The following is an 18091-nucleotide window of genomic DNA, read 5'->3' as shown; positions in this document are numbered from 1 at the left end:
TTGTCCGACATCAGGTCTCGTGCCAAGCTGGTCTCCATAACAGATACCAGCTTGAATCACGCCTGCGAGCCGATGGGAATCCCTTTTGTCAACACGACCTAGCCTTTCAAGTCAGATCTTTTGCGGAATACAGACATGAACTTCTGAATTCCCGACTCTCAAAAAATGCAAAGCGGGTGCTTCCCATGTTTGAATTACGCAAAGAGCGAAGCCGGACTTTGGCCATTTTCATGCCACCTTTATCCTGTATGAATTATTTATGAATAACGCAGATATGGAGTAGTTAGATGAAGGAAGTCTTTTTGCGTCGGAATTTGAAATATGGAATGGGCGTTTCCGTTCTTGCCCTGATCCTATCGACACCGATTGCCCATGCCGATCTGGGCGGTGCCTTGGGGGGTGTCGGGGACTCGCTCGGTGGCGGCCTCGGTGAGGTCGTAGGGGGCGTCGGGGATGTTGTCAGCGGCGTTGGCGATACGCTGAACGGCGCCGACAACGGCGGAACCGGCGGCCTCGGCGATACCGTCGGCGGGGCCGTTGGTGGCGATCTCGGCGGCGCTCTGGATGGAACGGTCGACACGGTCGGCGATGTTTTAAACGGTGGATCAAGCACTTCACCCGAAAATCCGGACAATCCATCGACGCCGGGAACCCCCGGCATGCCCGGAACGCAAAACCCCGATGGCCAAAGGGATGTAGCCGGTCGAGGGGCCGGAGGTGGTGGCGGACCGCGCTGCGCCGCGGGCGGAAACAGCACAGCCTACAACGGCTACCAAGTCGTCGATCGCCGGGGCAACCCGCTTGGCTGGGTGGAAGACGCCACGGTGGATTCTCGACTGAATGTCGACCGGGTCCGCTTCATGGCCAACGGCAATGTGACTGGTGCCCCAGCCTGCATTGAATTCGGCGGAGGCAACATCAGCGTATCGAATGGAAACGTTCAATTGCCGATCTCGCAATCCGATGTTGCAAGGGCCTATGCCGGTCAATAGAGAGATTGGGATAATTGGAATGGCGCCGCAAGATTTAATTCTTGCGGCGTTTTCATTTTGCGTCTCGCCCCCTGACCAGCGTCACAATATTTTCCCCGCTATCGAACCAAACGAACCAGTCCGCAATGTTGCTGCACCAATGTCAGGTCCGCCTCCCCTACCCCGACGCCGAGCGCGTCCAGCAATCCGTCCAGAATCCCGTCAACAGGTGTGAGGAGGCCCGAAAGAATGCGCCCCGGCAGCAGGTCAATCACGGTGTTGACCACCGGGGCGACCAACACTGTTACCAAGCCCGCGTCGTCAGGGGATACGCGAAGGTCGAGATTGCCTGCATCCAGCAGATCGGCCACTCCGGAACTCAGCAGGTTTTCTGACCCGAAGGTCTCTGTGGTCGGGCTGCCCGCCGTATCGGCGGCGGTGAAGGTGATCTCGCCTGTATCCGAGACCCCGACCGTGGCATGGGATTTGATCTGGAGGGTCAGCAGGCCGATCTGGATATCAGGCAAGAGCGGAACCGCAATGACCAAAGAAAGGTCAAGGAAATCCGCGTAGTCCAGCGTCGAGGCTGACAAAGGGATGGACGAGTCGAAATCGGGTGGGGCGAAGTCCCCAATGAATAGGTCCGCCACATGGGTGCCCGCTGTTTCATCGACGGCTTGCAGCCCGGTGTCAAAGGTAACTGCGGGATCGAACGCGGCCTGCGTGCGGCAGTTGTTTGAGGCAAGGCTGGCCGTGGCTCCGGCGATCTCGGCATAGATCGGCAAATGAAGGTTCAGGACTTCCACGCCCACGCCCAGATTGCCGAGGAGGTCGGTGTTCAGGTCCGCTTCGGCCCGTAGCCTTGTCTGTGCGGTGTGCAGGGTCGATCCGGGCTCGCCCACCATGACCCAGCCGGAATGCGCGGGCCGTTCCGAAACGCGCAGCTCGGTTTCAAGCGATATGAGGCCCTCGACATCAAGATCGGCGTCAAGGGCAACAGTGCGAGAGGCGTTGATCACATCCGCCGTGGCAAACAGGACGTCCAACGCGCTGACATGTGTCTCGTCAAGGAAATCCAGCAGGTCTACCCCGAGGTTCGGGTCAGAGACGGAAATGATCCGGTCGAGCGGCACGAGGATGTTGTCCGCCGTTGACGCGATGGGTGTGATCAGCAGTTGCGTCGCGGTTGGGGACACCACCCCAAGCGCCTCGAGAAGATCAGGCAGGTCGGCATCAAGATCGAGGATTTCGACATAATTTCCTGCGGAAAACCCAATGTCGGTGCCAAGGGCCTGAAGAAAGGGCAGAAGCGCGATATCCGCATTTGCCAGCGCGTCATAATCCAATGCGTCGAGGGTGATATTGGTGCCGAACGCGGCGTTGAGAAGGTCGTTCAAAATACCTGCATCAAGGCGAAGTAGCCGCGACCCAAGGGTAAAACTGGCGGCATCGACACTTGCCGCGCTGGCCTGAGCGGTCAGGCGCAGGCTGTCGCTGTCGGAAAAGATCGCACCGAAGCTGAGGGGCACATCGTGCGCGATGCTGACCGTGACCGCGTTCACGTCGGCATCGCTGGCATCGCGGGTGGCCATGCGATCCTCGATCGCCATATCGGGGTTCGCGGTGAAACGCCCATAGCTGACGGAGTCGAGATCGCCCGCTGCCATGCTGTTATGCTCCAACGCGCTTTCGGCGCGGGTCGGGGCCGAGGCAATGTCGGCAACTGCGGTAATCGCGGCAAGGTCCGCACGGGTTTGCAAAGTCCGCTGCTCGAAGAAGAGATGAGCCACCGACACCCCAAGCGCCACGAAGCCGATCAGAACGGTCATGGATACGGCCACGACAATCGCCGTCGCGCCGCTCTCGTCCGCCCGGAAGCGGCAAAGATTCTGGCCGTCAGTAGGCAACATAGGCAGAGACCGAAATGGTGGATAGGTCCAACCCAAGGAAGCCGTTGGCCAGACCGAGAATTGACGTGGACAGGTCGTAGTCGACATCGACCGTGATCGAGGCGGTGCTGCCGGTATCGACGACAACTGTGCCGGTCAGGGCCGATTGGTCCAGGATGGCAAACCGGGTGCCGCCAGCGTCAACGAAATCCTCAGCCAGGTCTTGCCGCTCGGAGCTGGTGATCCCATAGACCGATGCCCGTGCGGCCTCGGCGGCCAGTTGCTGAACCGAGTGGGCCACCATGAAAAAGTAGCCAAAGCAAATGATCCCGAAGAGCAGCGTGAACAGCAGCGGGGCCAGCAAGGCAAACTCGACCGCGACGGCCCCCTCTTCGGACCCGGCATGACGCCGGACAGGGTGCAACAGGCGTTTCATCAGAACGCGCCGATGATGTTATCGATGATCGTCAGCACGGCAGGGCCCACAAGCACCACGAAAATCGCGGGCATGATGAAGAAGATCAGCGGCACGGTCATCAACGCCGGCAGGCGGGCTGCCTTTTCTTCAACCCGTAGCAGACGGTCCGCACGCTGATCACGGATCAGGGTCCGGATCGCGGTTGCGAAGGGTGTGCCGTATTTCTCACTCTGAGAAAGGGTTTGCGTGAAGATCGAAAACTCGGGCAGCGGCACCCGCGCCGAAAGGTTCTGATAGGCCGCCACGCGGTCGCCGGTCATGCTCAGCTCGGTCACCATTTGCGACAGCTCTGCTGACAGGATGGGCTGTGAGATGCGCATTTCCCACGCGACCCGGCTCATCGCCTTTTGGGGCCCGAGGCCCGCCTCGCTGGTGATGACCAGCAATTCCAGCATATCGGGAAAGGATTTCCGCAGGGAATAGAGCCGCTTGGACCGCAGATGCGATAGCACCATGTCCGGCGCCTTGGAAAAGACCAGCCCGCTGCCTGCCACCACGATGACGCCCGAGATCATCGGCACGTCCGCAGGGGCAAGGAAAACGTACCATACCAGCCCGACGGCGACGGCGACCAACGGCAGGATCGTCTTAATGAACGTGAAGACCACCAGAGCATCGCGCCCACGAAACCCGGCTGTCACCAGAAGGTCCGCCGACTTCTCGGCTTCGCCGCCCCCCATGATGGAAAAGCGTTCCACCGTGATCTGCGCAAGGCGATGTATCCAGGCCATCACACCGCTGCTGAACGAAACCGCATCGCCCAACGGACGGGGCTGGTGGCGCGCCGTCGGGTCCGCCAGGCGGTGCAGCCGCGCCATCACGATCATCCGGCGGCGCTCGATGAGGATCAGGGCCAGTGTCGCGACGCCAATCAGGCATACTCCCGCGATCGCGCCCCAGAATTCGAAACCGAGGTCAGACATCAATTTTCGCCATTCTTGTCATTACGTAAATTCCCAACACCACACTTATCACCGCGAGGCCCAGCATGATTTGCCCCCTGAGGTCGTGAAACAGCGGCGTCAGGTAGTTCGGGCTGACAAACAGGATGACGGCACCGATCGCAAAGGGCAGGCTGGCCAGAATGGTGGCACTGACACGCACCTCGGCCGAGAGTGCCTTGATCTTCTTGCGCAGCTTACGGCGCTCGCGCAGTTGCTCGGTCAAGCCGTCGATCGTCTCGATCAGGTTACCGCCGGTCTCGGATTGCAACGCGGTTGCAACGGCGAAGAACTGGACTTCCGCTGTCGGCATCCGTTCCGAGAGGTTGCGAAAGGTGGTTGCCATATCGGTGCCAAGGCGCAGTTGATCCCGACAGAGGGCAAATTCGCCCTTCAAGGGCGGTTCGGCATTGGCGGCTGTCAGCCCGATGGAGTCGGTGACAGGGCGACCGGCGCGCAAGCCGCGCCCGAACACGTCCAGCGCTTCAGGCAGGTCATGCGTGAACCGTGCGATGCGCTTGGCTTGGGCGATCCCCAGCAACACGCGAACCGACAAAACCGGCCCACAGATGGCCAGAACCAGCCCCAGGATGGATGGCAGCCCAAGACCCAGAACCGCGCCGATGAAGACAGCGACCCCGAACAGGGTGCTGCCGATGATCAATTCAGAAGGCGACAGGCGCAGGCCCGCCTCGCTCAGCGCTTTTTGGAGCGTTCCGAACACGGTTGCCTCCAACGGAGTGCGCTGTTTTCGCTGACCGGGTGTGTCTTTCGGCGGTTCCGGGCTGTTGGCCGTTTTCACAGGCAAGCCCGTAGTGGCCATGGCCCGGCCCAACCGGTCGCGCCAGTCACGCCGCGACCTGTCCAGCGTCACAACGCCCCAAAGGCCAGTTGAACTGACAACCAGGAAAACGCCGATAAAAAGAAATACGTCCCAATACATACGTCACCTCGACAAGACATCGTTGAGCTGTGCCCCCAGCCCATGTTCAGTTGCACGTTCCAGAAAGTTCGGCCGAAAGCCCGTGAAGGCATGCTTGCCGCGGATCTCGGTCTGGGTGGTGGTGTCGTCGTAGGTAAAGGCGAAAATCTCCTGCATGGTGATGACGCCGCCGTTAATGCCCACCAGTTCCGAAATCGAGGTCACGCGCCGCTTGCCATCGCGCATGCGGTTGACCTGCACGATGATGTTGACCGCCTCGCGGATCTGGGTGCGCACGATGCTGACCGGCAACTCGATACCCGACATCGCTACCATGTGTTCGACACGGGTCAGCGCGTCGCGCGCGGTGTTGGCGTGCAGCGTGCTCATCGAGCCTTCGTGCCCTGTGTTCATCGCCTGCAACAGGTCCAGCACCTCGTCACCCCGCACCTCGCCCAGAATGATCCGGTCCGGGCGCATCCGCAGGGCGTTCTTGACCAGCATCCGCATCGTCACCTCGCCCCGCCCTTCCATGGTCGGCGGACGGGTTTCGAGGCGCACCACATGCGGAATCTGAAGACGCAGTTCGGCCGTGTCCTCAATCGTCACGATCCGCTCTTTCGGCGAAATAAGCTGCGACATCGCATTGAGCAGCGTGGTTTTGCCCGAGCCGGTGCCCCCGGATATCAGGATGTTCAGGCGCATCCGCGCGGCGAGTGCCAGAAACTCTGCCATCTGGTCGGAGATCGAGCCAAGCCGCACAAGTTCCTTGAGCGTGATCTGCCGCTCAGGGAATTTGCGAATGGTCATGACGGGGCCGTCGAGCGCGAGCGGCGGGATCACCACATGCACCCGACTGCCGTCGGCAAGCCGCGCATCGACAAGAGGGGAGGACTCGTCGATGCGTCGGCCCACCTGGGAAACGATGCGATTGGCGATGGTCATCACCTGCGCATCGTTTCGGAACGTCACGTTCGACCGTTCGACCGACCCATTCCGCTCGACATAGACCTGATGGGCACCGTTGATCATGATGTCGGTGATGCCGTCATCGGCCAAGAGCGCTTCCAACGGGCCAAGGCCAAGCATCTCGTCGATGATCATTCCGGTGACGGCGTTGCGTTCGGTCAGGTTCAGTTCGAACCGGTTGTCGGTGCAGATCGCCTCGACCATCTCGCGGATATCGCGGCGCTGCTCGTCCAGCGGCTTTCCGGCGAGAGCGGCGAAGTCGACACGCTTCAACAGTTGGCGCGAGATCTCGTCGGCGATGTGTTGCGACCGCGACGCGACCGCAGCGCCGGAAGAATGGCCGTGCGCGGCCCCTTCTGCCGTCTCGCGCGAGGATACCGGGGCGCCGGTCAACAGCAAGGGCCGCGCGTTGGCGCCCAATTCATCCAGAACACGGCGCATGATGGCCCGTTGGGTGGCCAGCGGCAGGAACCCGTCCCTCTGGTCGGCAAAGTCGGTAACGGCGGCGTTGACGCGGTCGATCAGAGGGTCGTCCGTCGCGTCTTGACCTGACAGCGCAGCGACAATCTCTTGTGCCGCCTGTTCTATCGCCTGAGTGTCATGTTTGGCCGTCATGGGAACCTCAACGCCGCGCTGCCAAGCTGGCCGGGTTGTCCGATTGCAGATCCTGCCAAAGCGACCGCACGGCCTTGCTGTAGCGGGCCCGCGGCAACATGGTGACAAGCGGTTTGCCCTTGACCTGCGCCTTGGTGATCTGCGCCTCGCTGCGCGGCAGGATGTGCGTCAATTTCGTCTGAAGCGCCTTTGCAAGGTCTTTGCGAGAGATTTTCGCATCCTGGCGCACCTCGGACAGCACCGGAACGATCCGCGCCTGCGGTGCATGCTGGACGCACTGCGCGGCAATCCGGCTGAAGGTGTTCAGCCCGGCAAAGCCCGGCGGAAATGTCAGAACAATATGGCCAAGGGCAGCCAGAACCTGCGGATGGCGGGCGGCGGTCTCTCGCGGGATGTCCAGCACGATAGTGTCAAACATCGGAGACATCCGGTTGACCAGATCGGACAAGGCACCTTCGTAGCTGGCCAAGTCCTGTTCCAGACCGGCCTGCCCGGAATACATCATCAGGTTCGGCGTCACTGCCGCCATCGACGCATCCAGAAAGGTCCGGTCGATACGCTCGGGGGCCGACAGCGCCTCGAACAGACCGGATGTGACATCTTGGTTGAGGTCGGTGGCCAGCGTGCCGAACCGGAAATCGAGATCGACCAGGGCCACGGACCGCGAACGATCGGTGGCGGCCGTGGCGGCGAGGTTTCCTGCCAGCAGGCTACCCCCGACACCACCGCGGGTCGAGATGACACCGACGATCTGTGCGGTGGGAGGGGACGGCTGAATGTCGTGCTTGCCGCGCCGCTGAACAACCTGAAGAACGTCGGCCAGCTTTACGGGGAAGGTGAAGAAATCCTCCGCGCCAGCGCGGCGAAATTCCCGGTAAGTGTCAGGCGTGGCGCTTTGGGCCACGACAAGAACGTCGGAGCCGAACTTGGCCAGTTCGGCGACGCTTTCGCAGGCCATATCGAGGGGCATCTTGCCCACCTCAACCACGACCACCCCGGCCAAAGGGGAAGAATCCACCAGACGCGCCGCGGCGGCGAGTCCCCCGGGATGGATTTCGCGGGGGTCCCACCCGCAATGTCGAGCTACCGCATTCGATAGATCCTTACCCGCCGGAGTGGCGACATAGGCAGCGAACGGTTTTGCAAGCTGAACATTCATGGGACGGTCCCCCGCGTTTGCTATTAATATGTCTTTCAGGACGTCCCAATTAGGGGCAGGCGGCGGAACCGGTCGCCGTGATTCCGGCGTCGTGCAGGGTGCAACTGACGGTATCGAAGCCCGAATCCGTTTGCGCCCCAAGTGTTGCGACGGTTCCCACGATGACCGCGCCGATCAGGGCCGCGAACAGGCCGTATTCGATTGCAGTTGCGCCTGATTCATCACTTGCAAAATTTGCAATCTTGCGAACCGAGGTCATGACATTTTTGCAAAACATTCTTTGTCTCCTTGCGTTTCGTTTTCAGGTGGATCGTCCTGACATTTCGATCACCAGGGTCGATTCCACTCTAAGAACAGGCTCGCATCGGATCAGGGCAAAAATTGGGCAAATCTGAATATATATCGAATATTTATGTATGAGAGGCCACTATACATTTGAAAACAAATGACTTTATGGATATTTTGACATGCCATACTGATTATCAATATGGCATTAAACAGTAATTGAGGGTGTGGAATGTGCAAAAGATACCACACGACAAGAATTCGTGCCTCACATAAATTGAAGCAAGTCGTTTATAGTGAAACTCTCACTTGGTAAATTTTTATAAAAGCGCTTCGAAAAGGTTAATTTACAAGCTGTATTTTTAAGCCCACATATAGCTATATCTCCGGCCCAATCTCAAAGGGACGTTTCGAATTGAACCTCTTGATCACTCGGTGAAAAAGTGGGGTATCCATATAGGCCGCATAATCTTCATGTTTCGCGCAGCATGCTTCTTCGTATCTCGCTCTGGTGAAATAAATCGCGTTCACGGCAACAAGCCCGAGGCAGTTCATCATGGCCGTCGCCGGCGACGCACCGAACATCGGAAGCTCGATCATCCAGTAGGCTATGTTCTTGCAGGTATAGGCTGGGTGCCGGAACACGCGATATGGGCCATGCGTGACGACCCCCCTGTAGGTCAGATTGGAAAAACGGTAACCAAATGAGACGGTTGATAGCGCATAGGTTCCCATGAGCAGCAGAATTAGCGCGCCCCAAACGACATAACCTGCGCTGTCTTGCGGGAAGAGCGTGCCCCAGACGATCTCGTCCGAGTAGCTGATGTAGTTGCGGTTGATCAGCTGCCAGAACGGGGCGTAGCAAATCAGGCAAATGACCCACCCTCCGATGGACATTTCGGGCCATCTGAGGTGCGCGTTCAACAGGCGAAAGCTGCAACTGTATCCAATCACCGCGAAACTGACGTCAATCAGAAGCCAGAATTGATACAAGAACTCATAGATCGACCGGAAGCCGCCCTGCTGGAACTCGACGGCAGTCAGACGCCCCCAGTCCTGCCCCCCGAATCCAATCATCAAGGGCAGAAAGAAGGTCTTGATCATCAGGCCGAGGAGGTATGATTTCACCTCTTCGCGGTTTCCCGTCGCGCCAAGCGTCAGGGCGAATTGTCCGAAATTCGACAAGCTATCCTTAGGTATAGGTCGCCAGAAATGAAACAGGATCACGTAGATCAGCAGGCCGACCAGAAATATGACAATCGCGGGGCGGGCCGAGTCAAACACTGCGGCGAACCATGAGTCACGATAGATCGGAAGCCCTGTATACAAGGCCTGTGCGATTGCCGCGCTCACGGCCAGACCCGCCATTTTCTGGCCCAAAACAGGCAGGTTGAGCCTGTCGCGGCTGAACCGGAACGTCAGTTGCCCCACATCAGGTTGGCGATGCACACGGTGCACCGCAAGGTCGATGACGGCCATGGTGGCAAAGACGATCGCGCAAACGACGAAGTACCCGTTAGTGGTTTGCAGGAATGCAGAGTGCTGAGCTTTCCGGAACAGGGCCAGGAACACCAAAAGGCCGATATATCCGGTCGCCCAAGGTTGGGCGTTCGGGATAAGCCCACGTGAAATTGATCTACCTTGAAGGGTGGTAAGCATGGTCCTGGTCCTGCTGGGCCAGCGTCCCGTCCGCGGCAGTGCAGTCGGAGCGCCGGGATGTTCGAAGCGGCCTAGCGCGAATTTGCCAAGCGATCCGCCGTCGTGCGAACGCCAAGGCTGCCCGACCCCACCTCGACAGGGCCACCAATGACAACGCAGGTCGGATTGGGGAACACCTGCGGGCTGGCGAGGAACCGCACCCCGACAATATCGAGGTTCGCATCGACAGTTGCGTCCTGGACAACACCCAGGGTCTGGTCGTCAGCGCCCGTAACCAGGAAGCCGTTATAGGCCACGGTGTTGCCGGTCGTGCGGCAAGTCGCGCCACCACCACCACCGGAGGTCATGGCCGTTGTCCCACTGGTTCCTGAGGTACCGGATGACCCGCTGGTGCCAGATGTCCCGCTCGTGCCGGAGGTTCCGCTCGTGCCAGATGTCCCGCTCGTGCCAGATGTCCCGCTCGTACCAGAGGTTCCGCTCGTGCCAGATGTCCCGCTCGTACCAGATGTCCCGCTCGTACCAGAGGTTCCACTCGTGCCGGAGGTACCGCTCGTGCCGGAGGTACCGCTCGTGCCGGAGGTTCCGCTCGTGCCGGAGGTTCCGCTCGTGCCGGAGGTTCCGCTCGTACCAGATGTCCCGCTCGTGCCGGAGGTTCCACTCGTACCGGACGTACCGCTCGTGCCAGATGTCCCGCTGGTGCCGGAAGTACCACTTGTTCCCGACGTCCCGGACGTGCCCGAGCTCGCGTTGTTGCCACCGTTCAATGCATCGCCCACATCGTCGATCACATCGTCCAGCCCCGTCCCGAGACTGCCCCCCGCCGTACCTTCAACAGAGTCTCCCAAGCCACCAACACCGCCTGAGTCGGCACCGTTCAATGCATCACCGACATCGCTGACCGCTCCGCCGACACCACCGACCACGTCGCCAAGGCCGCCTCCGATAGAGTCACCCAAGCCGCTCAGCCCACCCCCCAAATCTGCCATTGCAACGGGGGCCGCCAATATCGCGGTCGTCGCCAGCACCGCGGCCAAGGCATATTTTCGGGTGGCCGGTCTAAAGCCAGTTCCCGATGCAACCTGATTTTCTTGTTGGGGCATATCGACTGTTCCTTTCTTCATCCTCACGGCCCGGACGAACGGGGCCAATCACTTGTTCAAGCCGGGGCCAGTGTGGATGGGGTCCATTGCGGAAACGACACAAAGGGCGACATCCCGAACTGATGAGCATCGGCTCGATGAAACCGGAGGTGCGACCACGGGGCCACCCGACTTCAGTCCCAATTTTCACCACCCCAACCCATGTCCGACCAAAGTCGGAGGGCCGCAGATTGCGCCGATATGCTGAGCAACGCCTGTGCATCAGCAAGCTGGGGGGCTGCTAAATGCGCCCGGCCGAGATCGCCGAGACGTGGTTTGGAAAATGCCGCGCCATTGGAATGGCCGATGACGCGGCAAGGTGATCAAGGTGCAAGTCCCTTCATTTACGAGGTAGAAGGGTGAGGGACTTTAGTTTGAAGCCGCGGATGCGACAGCGCCTTGATCGACCGGGACGGAAACGACGCTACCGGAACTGGTGATGCCATCTCCACTGACTGTCACGCAGCTGCGCGAGCGGGTGACCCGTCCATTGGACTGAAAGCGAACCGACCGGATCGTAAGGTCGGGGTTGACGTTGGCCGTGTGGACGGTGCCAAGCGGGTTCCCGCTTTGATCGACAACTGTATAGCCGTTATAGGCACCGCTGTTGCCGCCCTGGCCGCAACCGGAACCGCCGCCACCGAAAAGCCCGCCCAGAAGGCCTCCACCGCTCGTGCCAGATGTGCCGCTGGAGCCGCTCGACCCAGACGAACCGGAAGAACCGGACGACCCAGAAGAGCCGCTGCTCCCCGATGACCCGCTGGAGCCCGAGGTGCCGCTGGTGCCAGACGTGCCGCTCGTACCCGATGTACCGCTGGTGCCAGACGTGCCAGAGGTGCCGCTGCTGCCCGAGGACCCGGAAGAGCCGCTGGAGCCACCGTTCAAGACGTCACCAACGCCATCCACGACCCCATCGACCGCGCCGCCGACATCGCCGAGGCCCAAGCCGCCCACGGCATCGCCAAGACCGTCGCCGAGGCCACCGTCGCCGCCATTGTCGGCGCCGTTAAGGGCATCGCCAACGTCGCCGACCACGTCACCGACGCCACCGACGACGCCACCGACCGTATCGCCAAGGCCGCCACCAATTGCGTCGCCAAGACCATCACCCAATCCCCCGACAGCGCCAGCGAGATCGGCGCGGGCCGGAACGGCCAACGTGGTCAACGCGACGGCAGATGCCAGCAAGCTCGTGCGAAGGAGCCAGCCTGAACTCTGAATCCTCATTGTCTTTCCTTCCATACTTCAGTTTTCAAATGCCCGTTGCGTAAAGTGTCTTTTCAATCCAATTCATCCGATCGGTGTTGAGCGGGTCTGATCGTTGACGATCCAGAATTTCCCTCGCGACCGCGTTCTCCTCGGAAAGCCCCACCGAGTCTGCTTCTTCCACACACAACGAACGTTGCGCGCCGGAGCCGACGATCGCTGATCCGGGCACTGATCTTGGAAACGACCTGGTGCCTCGGCATTGCGAACTGTCCAATTCCGACGCCACCAGCAGTCCGGTAATCTATCGGCCAGCGCTATGGTCTGATGGGTGGAGTACGACCATCGTCGCATATCCAAACACAGCCCTTTTCGGCTTCTTCTTGCGAACGGGCTTCTCTTGAATCCGGGCGCCACTGGCGCGGGATGCTCAACGTGGGCGGCTCGGATGCAACACAAGGGCGACGTTGAATAGTCATTGCCTCCACTACGGCCTGATCTTGACACGATCCGATGCCAAGAACTGTTAAGGACGATGAGGACACGATCAGTGAGCAAAGAAGACAAATCCATCCGTCACGAGCCGGAAGTGTACCAATGTCGGATCGCTCAAACCGGCCGACCGTTCAGGGCCGCCGCCTGTCGTCTCGCCGTTGTTTGCGTGGTGTCGCTTTGTACAGGTGCCACCGGTGCCTCTGCGCAAACGGTGGTGGCACCGAGCCAACACAGATTGGTGGAAAACGGCGTGGAAATCATTGTCGAGCGCCCGCCGGAATACCGCTATCTTGATGTCATCGACGCGCTTGACCGCGACGGATATCAAATCCTCTCCGTCACAACGACCTTGTTGAACCGTGTCCGCATTCAGGCACGCAACGACATGCATCTGCGGGAAATCGTTATCAGTCGCGCCAGCGGTACCATCCTGCGGGATGCCATTCTGGAACGTTACAGGTAGCGACCGATGCACATACTTTGCCTGAAATCCATCCCCGCCGGGCCGCGCCTGTTTGTCATGCCAGGCCGCCCCGTCCCATTTGATGGCGCCGCTGTCCAACGTGGTGCACGGCTCAATTTGCAGGCGAGACACCAAGTATGAACGCCAAGAAACGTGAATTGCCGCTGATCCTGACGCTGGTCCCCTTGATTCTAATTCAGGTGGCGAGCGCGGCCTATTTTTCGTTCAAGATCCTGTCGGATCTGTTCGTCTGGCAGCCATTCATTGTGCCTTGGGAATATGTGGAGATCCTCGAAATCCTCGCGAGTCTTGGCATGTGTGTCGGTGTGATCAGCAGCCTCATGTTGCTGAGGAAGAGCGCGCAGCGCCTGCGTCATGCGGAACAACAAATCAACGCCGCCGCCGGCGAAATCCACAAGCAGATCCTGCAGCAGTTCGACGAATGGAAGCTGACCCCGACCGAACGCGACGTCGCGCTGATGGTCATCAAGGGGTTCAGCAACAATGAAATCGCGACCTTCCGCAACACGCGGGAATCGACGATCAAGTCGCACATCACCTCGATCTTTCGCAAGTCCGGGCTGACGAACCGCCAGCAGTTGATCACCCATGTGATCGACGACCTGCTGAATGCCGTGAATCCCGACTGACCAAATGCGTGACCGCGGTTCATTCACGGTTTGACCCGCCCCCCCTGCCCCGGAACGCCCCCGACCTTTGGTGTTTGGGTCCGACAGCCTCCTCCGACCTAGGTCGTAGTTCCCCGCGACATGTAGCTGAAAGCGATCAACCGCGACCTGCGTCCAATACAGGTTACCGCGTTCAGAGGGCAGTTTGGGTCTGTGTTCGGGTGCAACGTGGAAAGGCTCTCGCGAACGGAAGACGACCAGGACGTTCCTGGACATCCTCTGGTCTGGCAGACCCGTAAGCGACCGTAGCCATGTAACCCCCAAATAGCTGCGATGGCTCGACCTCGTTGCACGCGGACACGCCTCATCCGGCTTTTCAGCCGCCCGCCATGTAACGCAAGGAAAGGATAACCCAATGGCGCTTATCGACTCTCTTTATGGCTTTGACGGCCGCCAAGATTCGGGCCTGGGCCAATTCGCTCGCAAAATGCGGGGCCTTTTCGGGTTTAGCAGGGGCCACGCGGATCTGGACGATCACGACATGAACGTCATCTCGCTGGTCGACCAGGCGGCCCAACGCGAACAGGCGAATTTCTCTCTCATCGACGGGCAGACGCTTGGCGACTGGGACATCAACATGGTGGCCTATCCCAGCGGCGGGTTCCGCAACCATTTCGACTGGATGTCCTCGGTGGCGCGCGGAGTGAAGGTGCACGAAACCCCGGCGGTGGCGTTTAACAAGATGGCGCGGGCAAAACCCTATTCCTCGATCGCGGTGGTGGATATCGACGTGTTCGACGATTTCGGCGATGCCGTCGACGCCCTGCGGGAATTTCGCATGCGGGCCCCCATGGTCCCGACTGTTATCGGGTCGCGCCGTTTCAAGTATAACGACTTCAGCACCTCGCGATTCCCGATCGCCGACGCGTCGATCAAGCTGCCGGTTTCTCGGGTCGGACTCGGCCTTGCGCTGAACGCAGCCTTGGGCAACCACCAACATGTGCTTGAACGCGAAGTCTCCCGTGCGCGCCACTAAGGAGATTTGACGGGACCAACGACGGCGCATGGGGGGCTGTCGGGCTCCTGTCGCAAACCCAAATGGCCGGTTGCTGCGCCTCGCAGCGGCTGGCCATTTTGATTGTGAGGTAGATACTGCGGGGGCGCCCTTCATCGCCAAGCAGCGAAAGCCCGAGGTTGTTTTCAGAGGCCAGCGTTTGGCGGAAGGAAAGGGACCGGGATCGAGCGGTGTTCACCTCAGTATCCATCGTTTTCAGTGGAACGGGTGAGCATTGGGATGACGATTTGCCGTCACGCGACGGGCATTCCCGGTTCGCGCCTTGTGAGAAGACCCGCCTCATGCGGTGGATCGACATCTACTGGGCCGGATGCAGCACGCGGTCCTGTCTCGGGGGCAAGCCGAACTTGCGGGCGTATTCCCTCGAGAACTGGGCCGAGCTTTCGTATCCCACCGCGAATGCGATCTCGGAAATCTTTCCATTCGTGCTTCGCAAGGCCTCGCGTGCGCGCAGTAAACGCAGGTCCTTCTGGTATTGCAGCGGCGACGTGCCCGTCACCGCCTTGAAGTGTTCAAAGAAGGCCGAACTGCTCATGCCCGCCCGCTGAGCGAGATCCGTGACAGCGACAGTCCGCGCGAGATCAGACTGAATCACAAACGTGGCCTGAAAGATGCGGCTGGCAGCGGACTCATGCCAGAGGAGTCTGCGAAGCTGTTCGGCATGCGGCCCCAACAAAAGACGCGCGTGAATTTCCCGTACCGTGATGGGGGCCAGCAGGCGACGGGTCTCCACGGTCTCGCATTGCCGGAGATAGCGAAGGAGCGCCTCTTCCATTTCGGCATCGCTTGGGCACAGCGAGATCGAGAATGGATCTTTCGCGCCGACGCCGGTTTTGGGTGTCACATCGGCGGCGAGGCCCCGGAGGATGTCTAGGTCGATGGGGAAGACGAGCGCGACATAGGGGCGGTCATGCGTGGCCTCGGTGATGCGAGAGACGACGGGAAGCGCATGGCTTACGACAAGGGATTGCCCGTCCGCGACCCATAATGTGCGTGCGCTGGTGCCCACTTCCTTGGCGCCCTGCATCACGAGGCACAGCAACGGGCGGTAGACGGTGGCGTCCTGCACGGTCGGGGATGAATACCGCAGGAAGTGCATACCGCTTGGCCCATGCGCGAATGCGCCTTGCGCCAGCCCTTCCCGGTCAAGCAGCGCGGATACGTGATTCAGCAAGGCAGCGGGGGCCATGTCTTTCTCCTTTCGAACCAAATAGCACATTCTTGGGATGTATTAATCGAAATTATCCTTCAACGGAGGATTAGGCAAGAAAACTGGTTTATCATGAAAGAATGGCGGATGTTGTCGAAGTATGGTGTGGATCACAACCTGAAAGGACGACGACGATGGCAAAGGTCTTGATCACGGGAATTGCGGGCGGTTTTGGCAGGCCCACGGCACTTAAGTTGCTAGAGCGTGGGGACACAGTCGCAGGCAGCGTGCGCAGCCGCGAGGGCAAAAATGCCGACGCGGTCGCAGAACTGGAAGCCGCAGGCGCCAGGATCGTAGAGATGGACGTGACCGAAACGGCCAGCACCGAGCGTGGCGTCGCCGAGGCAATTGCCACGCTTGGCGGTGTGGATGTCTTGTTCAACAATGCCGGTGTCGGGTCTTATGGCATCCAGGAACTCATGTCGCCCGAGGACATGAGCCGGGTCTTCGATGTGAACGTCACGGGCGTGCAACGGGTGATGCGCGCGGCCCTCCCCCACATGCGGGCGCAGGGGCGCGCTACCGTCCTTTATACCTCAAGCCTGATCGGAAGGGTCGCCACACCGTTTTACGGCACCTACTCCGCCTCCAAGTGGGCGCTGGAGGCCATCGTCGAATGCTACAGGACAGAGTTGTCGGGCTTCGGAATCGAATCCTGCATCATCGAGCCCGGCGCGATGCCGACAGCCTTTTTCGACGCGATGGTGGCTCCCGACGACCCGGAGCGGGAGGTCAGCTACGGCGACTTCGCCCAGGTTCCAGCGCTGGCGGCGGCAGGCCTCGCCCAGATGCTGGACGCGACGCCGACGCAGCGGCCCGAACGGATCGCCGAGGCAGTCGTCGCGCTGCTGGACTTGCCGTTCGGGCAGAAACCCTTTCGCACCGTCGTCGATCACACCGGGGTCGGCCCAGAGATCGAGCACTACAACGAGGTGCTGCACGACGTGACGCGCAGGATCCTGACAAATTTTGGCATCGAGCGGATGCTCGATCTGAACACCTGAGGAGACGCACATGAAGACCATTCTGATCACCGGGGCCTCTTCAGGCATCGGCAAGGCCACCGCCCTGCGCTTTCAGGCCGAGGGCTGGAACGTGGTCGCCACGATGCGCGACCCATCGGCCGGCGCCGACCTCGTGGCACTGGACAATGTCCTCGTCACCCGGCTCGACGTGATTGACGCAGGGTCCATCGCGGCCGCTGTCACCGCAGGGATCGACCGGTTTGACAAGATCGACGTGCTTCTGAACAACGCGGGGTACGGTGCCTATGGCCCGTTAGAGGCGTTCTCGGCGGACCGCATCCGCCGCCAGTTTGACACCAATGTGATCGGCCTGCTGGAAACGACAAAGGCGGTGCTGCCACACATGCGGGCGAACCGATCGGGCACGCTTGTCAACATTTCGTCCATCGGCGGGCAGATCACCTTCCCTCTCGGCGCGCTCTACCACGGCACCAAGTTCGCTGTTGAAGGTCTGTCCGAAGCGCTTCACTACGAGTTGGAGCCGCTCGGAATTCGGGTGCGGATCATTGAGCCTGGCATGATCAGGACGGAATTCGGCGGCCGATCCTTCGATTTCGCAATGGACGAGGGCCTGTCGGACTATGACCCCACTGCTGCGGCCATGGGGCGCCTGTTCGGCAAACTGGCCGCCAACCCGTCCTCCCCCGATGTCGTCGCCGAAGTGATCTGGGAGGCCGCCAACGAGACCGGCAACCGCCTCCGCTTTCGCGCCGGCCCGGATGCACATGCCTTGCTCGGAGATCGAAAAACCCAAGACGACGCAACCTTTATCGGCGGCCTCAAGGAGTTGATGAAGAGCTGACGGGACTTCTCGGGGCGATCGTCAGTCTGATTTGGCAAGGTTGTCAGTCCAAGGTCCAAGCCAAGCTGTGCCGCAGCCCATCGTAAGCGGTGCGCCGTTCACACGTGATTGCCGTAATTCCAGGGCAGCAGCAGGTTGATATCGGTTTGTTTGTGCCCG

The 18091-nt window shown here is 60.3% G+C and carries 17 protein-coding genes; 6 read left to right on the top strand and 11 right to left on the bottom strand.

The annotated features are described in order from the left end of the window. Positions 1-326: 326 nt before the first annotated feature. Positions 327-992: a hypothetical protein gene (locus BKY27_RS18675; RefSeq protein ID WP_071675975.1), complete on the top strand. Its 666-nt coding sequence runs from the start codon at positions 327-329 to the stop codon at positions 990-992. A gap of 98 nt (positions 993-1090) precedes the next feature. On the opposite strand, the gene BKY27_RS18670 is transcribed toward BKY27_RS18675, so the two are convergent. The 10 genes from BKY27_RS18670 to BKY27_RS18625 form a co-directional block, all read right to left on the bottom strand. Then, the gene (locus BKY27_RS18670; RefSeq protein ID WP_267888905.1) at positions 1091-2881 is read right to left on the bottom strand and encodes a TadG family pilus assembly protein; all 1791 of its coding nucleotides are present in this window, start codon (positions 2879-2881) and stop codon (positions 1091-1093) included. After that, the gene (locus BKY27_RS18665; protein ID WP_071675973.1) at positions 2868-3296 is read right to left on the bottom strand and encodes a TadE/TadG family type IV pilus assembly protein; all 429 of its coding nucleotides are present in this window, start codon (positions 3294-3296) and stop codon (positions 2868-2870) included. The genes BKY27_RS18670 and BKY27_RS18665 overlap by 14 nt, the downstream gene beginning before the upstream one ends. After that, positions 3296-4261 (bottom strand): type II secretion system F family protein, encoded by a 966-nt coding sequence (locus tag BKY27_RS18660; protein WP_071675972.1) that lies wholly within the window; start codon positions 4259-4261, stop codon positions 3296-3298. Before BKY27_RS18660 ends, BKY27_RS18665 begins: the two co-directional genes overlap by 1 nt. Then, the gene (locus BKY27_RS18655; RefSeq protein WP_071675971.1) at positions 4254-5222 is read right to left on the bottom strand and encodes a type II secretion system F family protein; all 969 of its coding nucleotides are present in this window, start codon (positions 5220-5222) and stop codon (positions 4254-4256) included. The genes BKY27_RS18660 and BKY27_RS18655 overlap by 8 nt, the downstream gene beginning before the upstream one ends. Before the next feature lie 3 nt (positions 5223-5225). Next, positions 5226-6785 (bottom strand): CpaF family protein, encoded by a 1560-nt coding sequence (locus BKY27_RS18650; RefSeq protein WP_084668041.1) that lies wholly within the window; start codon positions 6783-6785, stop codon positions 5226-5228. A gap of 7 nt (positions 6786-6792) precedes the next feature. Further along, positions 6793-7803, bottom strand: a complete 1011-nt coding sequence (locus BKY27_RS18645) for an AAA family ATPase (protein WP_146636308.1) — start codon at positions 7801-7803, stop codon at positions 6793-6795. A 190-nt stretch (positions 7804-7993) separates the two neighbouring features. After that, on the bottom strand, positions 7994-8203 hold the full coding sequence (locus BKY27_RS18640) for a Flp family type IVb pilin (RefSeq protein ID WP_071675977.1): 210 nt from the start codon (positions 8201-8203) through the stop codon (positions 7994-7996). Between the two features lie 404 nt (positions 8204-8607). Further along, positions 8608-9888, bottom strand: coding sequence for an isoprenylcysteine carboxylmethyltransferase family protein (locus tag BKY27_RS18635; protein ID WP_084668040.1), 1281 nt, complete (start codon positions 9886-9888; stop codon positions 8608-8610). A 71-nt stretch (positions 9889-9959) separates the two neighbouring features. After that, positions 9960-10235 (bottom strand): hypothetical protein, encoded by a 276-nt coding sequence (locus BKY27_RS20435; RefSeq protein ID WP_233491906.1) that lies wholly within the window; start codon positions 10233-10235, stop codon positions 9960-9962. A gap of 1161 nt (positions 10236-11396) precedes the next feature. Continuing rightward, positions 11397-12254: a hypothetical protein gene (locus tag BKY27_RS18625; RefSeq protein ID WP_071675968.1), complete on the bottom strand. Its 858-nt coding sequence runs from the start codon at positions 12252-12254 to the stop codon at positions 11397-11399. Positions 12255-12783: 529 nt separating this feature from the next. On the opposite strand from BKY27_RS18625, the gene BKY27_RS20045 reads away from it, so the two are divergent. From BKY27_RS20045 to BKY27_RS18610, 3 genes are all read left to right on the top strand, one after another. After that, positions 12784-13191, top strand: coding sequence for a hypothetical protein (locus BKY27_RS20045; RefSeq protein ID WP_146636306.1), 408 nt, complete (start codon positions 12784-12786; stop codon positions 13189-13191). A 137-nt stretch (positions 13192-13328) separates the two neighbouring features. Further along, entirely contained in the window at positions 13329-13841 is a 513-nt protein-coding gene (locus BKY27_RS18615; protein WP_084668039.1) for a helix-turn-helix transcriptional regulator, read from the top strand. Between the two features lie 394 nt (positions 13842-14235). Beyond that, the gene (locus BKY27_RS18610; RefSeq protein WP_071675966.1) at positions 14236-14856 is read left to right on the top strand and encodes a hypothetical protein; all 621 of its coding nucleotides are present in this window, start codon (positions 14236-14238) and stop codon (positions 14854-14856) included. A 337-nt stretch (positions 14857-15193) separates the two neighbouring features. Here BKY27_RS18610 and BKY27_RS18605 read toward each other — a convergent pair whose 3' ends face one another. Further along, positions 15194-16084: an AraC family transcriptional regulator gene (locus BKY27_RS18605; RefSeq protein WP_071675965.1), complete on the bottom strand. Its 891-nt coding sequence runs from the start codon at positions 16082-16084 to the stop codon at positions 15194-15196. A gap of 155 nt (positions 16085-16239) precedes the next feature. On the opposite strand from BKY27_RS18605, the gene BKY27_RS18600 reads away from it, so the two are divergent. Both BKY27_RS18600 and BKY27_RS18595 read left to right on the top strand, forming a co-directional pair. Beyond that, a complete protein-coding gene (locus tag BKY27_RS18600; protein WP_071675964.1) occupies positions 16240-17109 on the top strand; it encodes an SDR family oxidoreductase in 870 nt (289 codons plus the stop codon). Between the two features lie 10 nt (positions 17110-17119). Next, positions 17120-17932: an SDR family oxidoreductase gene (locus BKY27_RS18595; protein WP_071675963.1), complete on the top strand. Its 813-nt coding sequence runs from the start codon at positions 17120-17122 to the stop codon at positions 17930-17932. Positions 17933-18091 lie beyond the last annotated feature (159 nt).

Origin of the sequence: Nioella nitratireducens (genome assembly GCF_001879715.1) — a bacterium.
GTDB classification, from domain to species: Bacteria; Pseudomonadota; Alphaproteobacteria; order Rhodobacterales; family Rhodobacteraceae; genus Nioella; species Nioella nitratireducens.
This window is presented reverse-complemented; position numbering and strand designations above follow the sequence as displayed.

Bases quoted from the DNA above. Each gene is read 5' to 3' on its own strand.
- BKY27_RS18635 (WP_084668040.1), bottom strand. From the start codon at position 9,888: ATGCTTACCACCCTTCAAGGTAGATCAATTTCACGTGGGCTTATCCCG.
- BKY27_RS18605 (WP_071675965.1), bottom strand. From the start codon at position 16,084: ATGGCCCCCGCTGCCTTGCTGAATCACGTATCCGCGCTGCTTGACCGG.
- BKY27_RS18660 (WP_071675972.1), bottom strand. From the start codon at position 4,261: ATGTCTGACCTCGGTTTCGAATTCTGGGGCGCGATCGCGGGAGTATGC.
- BKY27_RS20435 (WP_233491906.1), bottom strand. From the start codon at position 10,235: ATGACCTCCGGTGGTGGTGGTGGCGCGACTTGCCGCACGACCGGCAAC.
- BKY27_RS18625 (WP_071675968.1), bottom strand. From the start codon at position 12,254: ATGAGGATTCAGAGTTCAGGCTGGCTCCTTCGCACGAGCTTGCTGGCA.
- BKY27_RS18640 (WP_071675977.1), bottom strand. From the start codon at position 8,203: ATGACCTCGGTTCGCAAGATTGCAAATTTTGCAAGTGATGAATCAGGC.
- BKY27_RS18650 (WP_084668041.1), bottom strand. From the start codon at position 6,785: ATGACGGCCAAACATGACACTCAGGCGATAGAACAGGCGGCACAAGAG.
- BKY27_RS18600 (WP_071675964.1), top strand. From the start codon at position 16,240: ATGGCAAAGGTCTTGATCACGGGAATTGCGGGCGGTTTTGGCAGGCCC.
- BKY27_RS18665 (WP_071675973.1), bottom strand. From the start codon at position 3,296: ATGAAACGCCTGTTGCACCCTGTCCGGCGTCATGCCGGGTCCGAAGAG.
- BKY27_RS18615 (WP_084668039.1), top strand. From the start codon at position 13,329: ATGAACGCCAAGAAACGTGAATTGCCGCTGATCCTGACGCTGGTCCCC.
- BKY27_RS18595 (WP_071675963.1), top strand. From the start codon at position 17,120: ATGAAGACCATTCTGATCACCGGGGCCTCTTCAGGCATCGGCAAGGCC.
- BKY27_RS18655 (WP_071675971.1), bottom strand. From the start codon at position 5,222: ATGTATTGGGACGTATTTCTTTTTATCGGCGTTTTCCTGGTTGTCAGT.
- BKY27_RS18670 (WP_267888905.1), bottom strand. From the start codon at position 2,881: ATGTTGCCTACTGACGGCCAGAATCTTTGCCGCTTCCGGGCGGACGAG.
- BKY27_RS18675 (WP_071675975.1), top strand. From the start codon at position 327: ATGGGCGTTTCCGTTCTTGCCCTGATCCTATCGACACCGATTGCCCAT.
- BKY27_RS18610 (WP_071675966.1), top strand. From the start codon at position 14,236: ATGGCGCTTATCGACTCTCTTTATGGCTTTGACGGCCGCCAAGATTCG.